The 2,284-nt window shown below is 73.6% G+C and carries 4 protein-coding genes; all 4 read right to left on the minus strand.

What is annotated here, in order from left to right:
* Positions 1–67: 67 nt before the first annotated feature.
* The gene (gene trpC / locus GPJ59_RS35600; RefSeq protein WP_219672265.1) at positions 68–877 is read right to left on the minus strand and encodes an indole-3-glycerol phosphate synthase TrpC; all 810 of its coding nucleotides are present in this window, start codon (positions 875–877) and stop codon (positions 68–70) included.
* A 167-nt stretch (positions 878–1,044) separates the two neighbouring features.
* Positions 1,045–1,497, minus strand: coding sequence for a DUF2752 domain-containing protein (locus GPJ59_RS35605; RefSeq protein ID WP_219672266.1), 453 nt, complete (start codon positions 1,495–1,497; stop codon positions 1,045–1,047).
* A gap of 62 nt (positions 1,498–1,559) precedes the next feature.
* Positions 1,560–1,796 (minus strand): HGxxPAAW family protein, encoded by a 237-nt coding sequence (locus GPJ59_RS35610; protein ID WP_219672267.1) that lies wholly within the window; start codon positions 1,794–1,796, stop codon positions 1,560–1,562.
* 80 nt (positions 1,797–1,876) lie between these two features.
* Positions 1,877–2,284, minus strand: a 408-nt coding sequence (locus GPJ59_RS35615; RefSeq protein ID WP_219672268.1) for a TIGR02234 family membrane protein, incomplete at its 5' end; no start/stop codon positions are given.

The following is a 2,284-nucleotide window of genomic DNA, read 5'->3' on the forward strand; positions in this document are numbered from 1 at the left end:
GACCGGCCCCGGGCGCAGGGAGCCCGGGGTGCGGCGGCGGGTGCGGCGTGCGGCGGTCATGCGCGGGTCAGCTCCGGCCGTGGCGCAGGGCGGGGTGGGCGCCGGCGGCGACGAGGTCGGCCACGGCGGCCTTCGGGTCGCGGCCGGTGACCAGGGACTCGCCGACCAGGACGGCATCGGCGCCCTCGTTGGCGTAGGCGATGAGGTCGTGGGGTCCGCGGATGCCGGACTCGGCGACCTTCACGATGTGGGCGGGGATCTCCGGGGCGACCCGCTCGAAGGTGGAGCGGTCGACCTCCAGGGTCTTGAGGTTGCGGGCGTTGACGCCGATGATCTTGGCGCCGGCGGCGACCGCGCGCTCGACCTCCTCCTCGTCGTGGACCTCGACGAGCGGCGTCAGCCCGATGGACTCGGCGCGCTCGATGAGGGAGACCAGGGCCTCCTGTTCGAGGGCGGCGACGATCAGCAGCGCGAGGTCGGCGCCGTAGGCGCGGGCCTCCCACAGCTGGTAGGCCGTGACGATGAAGTCCTTGCGCAGGATGGGGATGTCCACCCGGGCGCGCACGGCCTCCAGGTCGGCCAGCGAGCCGCCGAAGCGGCGCTGTTCGGTCAGGACGGAGATGACGGCCGCACCGCCCGCCTCGTAGTCGGCGGCGAGCCCTGCCGGGTCGGCGATCGCGGCCAGCGCGCCCTTGGAGGGGCTGGAGCGCTTGACCTCGCAGATCACCTTGACGCCGTCGCCCCGCAGGGCAGCGACGCCGTCCTTGGCCTGGGGCGCCTTGGCAGCACGCTCCTTGAGCTCGTCGAGGCTCACGCGGGCCTGCCGTTCGGCAAGGTCTTCGCGGACCCCTTCGATGATCTCGTCGAGCACACTCACGCGAGCGGCCCCCTTCCGGGTCGGTCGGCTGGTTCAAGGTCAGCAATCAAATGGTATCCGCAGGCGGCCTCGCGCTCCGCACGTGGTTGACGGCATCCCACTTCCTGGACATTCGGAATGGGATGTTCCTACGAGGGCCGGCCGGGGCCTCGTAGGACCAGCCGGGCTCAAGGTGCCAGAGCGGAACCGAACGGGAGATTGCGGACCACGCTGAAGACCAGGGCGAGCGCCCCCAGCGCCCACCAGTACGCGGGCCGCAGCGCGGGCCGGGGGGCGGGGCGCCGCTGCACGGAGCGGACCAGCCACAGGGCCATGAATCCGGCGAAGCAGAGGTAGCCGGCCACGGCCATGGCGTTCGCCCCGAGGGCGGTGACGAGGTCGCCCCGGGCGAAGGCGTGGGCGCTGCGCAGCCCGCCGCAGCCGGGGCACAGGATGCCGGTCAGCCGGAACATCGGACAGACCGGATAGTGGCCGGGTTCGTTGGGATCGACGAGGCCCACATAGGTGAAGGCCGCGACCGCGCCCGTCAGGACGACGGCGGGGGCGGCCAGCAGCCGGGCGCGCCCGGGCGGGGCCGGGGCGGTGCTGGGGACGGTCACGCGGCGATTCTCCCCGGTCATGGCGAAAGGCGCGGCCCGACCGGGCCGCGCCTTTCCGGCGATTCGTCGCACGGGTGCGGGAATCAGGCCTTCGCGGCGATGACCTTGGCGAGGTCGTCGTGCTCGGGCTTCACGGAACCCATGCCCGCCGCCCGCATCGCCATGCCGACCACACCGCCGAGGAAGATCACGGCGATGCTGGCCCAGAACCCGAGCGGGTTCGCCATCACCATGAAGGCGCCGGCGGCGCAGAAGCCGATGAAGGAGATGATGACACCGGTCCAGGCGGCCGGGGTGTGTCCGTGGCTGCTGCCCGCCATGAGTTGCTCCTCGTTGCTCTGTCGAACGTGCTGTGTCGTACGCTCGGGAAACATTCTTCCGCACCCCGCGGTGACGGTCGTCAGCGGGTCGGGTCCTCGCCGCGGTCCAGGGCCTTCCACAGGTCCTCGGGCCGGTCCGGGTCCACAGCCGCCCGCCGGGCGGCGGCCGGGCCCGTGCCCCGTTCGTAGCGGCCGCCCATCGCCGGCCAGCTCCGTCCGAAGCGCAGGGCCAGCAGCCCCGAGACCAGGATGAGCAGCGCGCCCGCCGCGGTGACGTACGGCCAGGCCGTATGGGTGAGTCCGGCCACGGTCGCCGCCGTGTCGGCGGTCGTCCGGGCGGCCTCGTCGGCCAGCGCCTGCCGGTCGGAGGCCCCCGCGACGGCGGCCACGGCGGCGCCCAGCCCGCTGAGCGCCAGCAACCCGGAGACCAGCAGCCGGGGCCGGCCGCGGACGGCGAAGACGGCGACCAGGGCCGCCAGGCCCACGAT

This window comes from Streptomyces bambusae (assembly GCF_019400985.1).
In the GTDB taxonomy this organism is placed as follows: Bacteria; Actinomycetota; Actinomycetes; order Streptomycetales; family Streptomycetaceae; genus Streptomyces; species Streptomyces bambusae_A.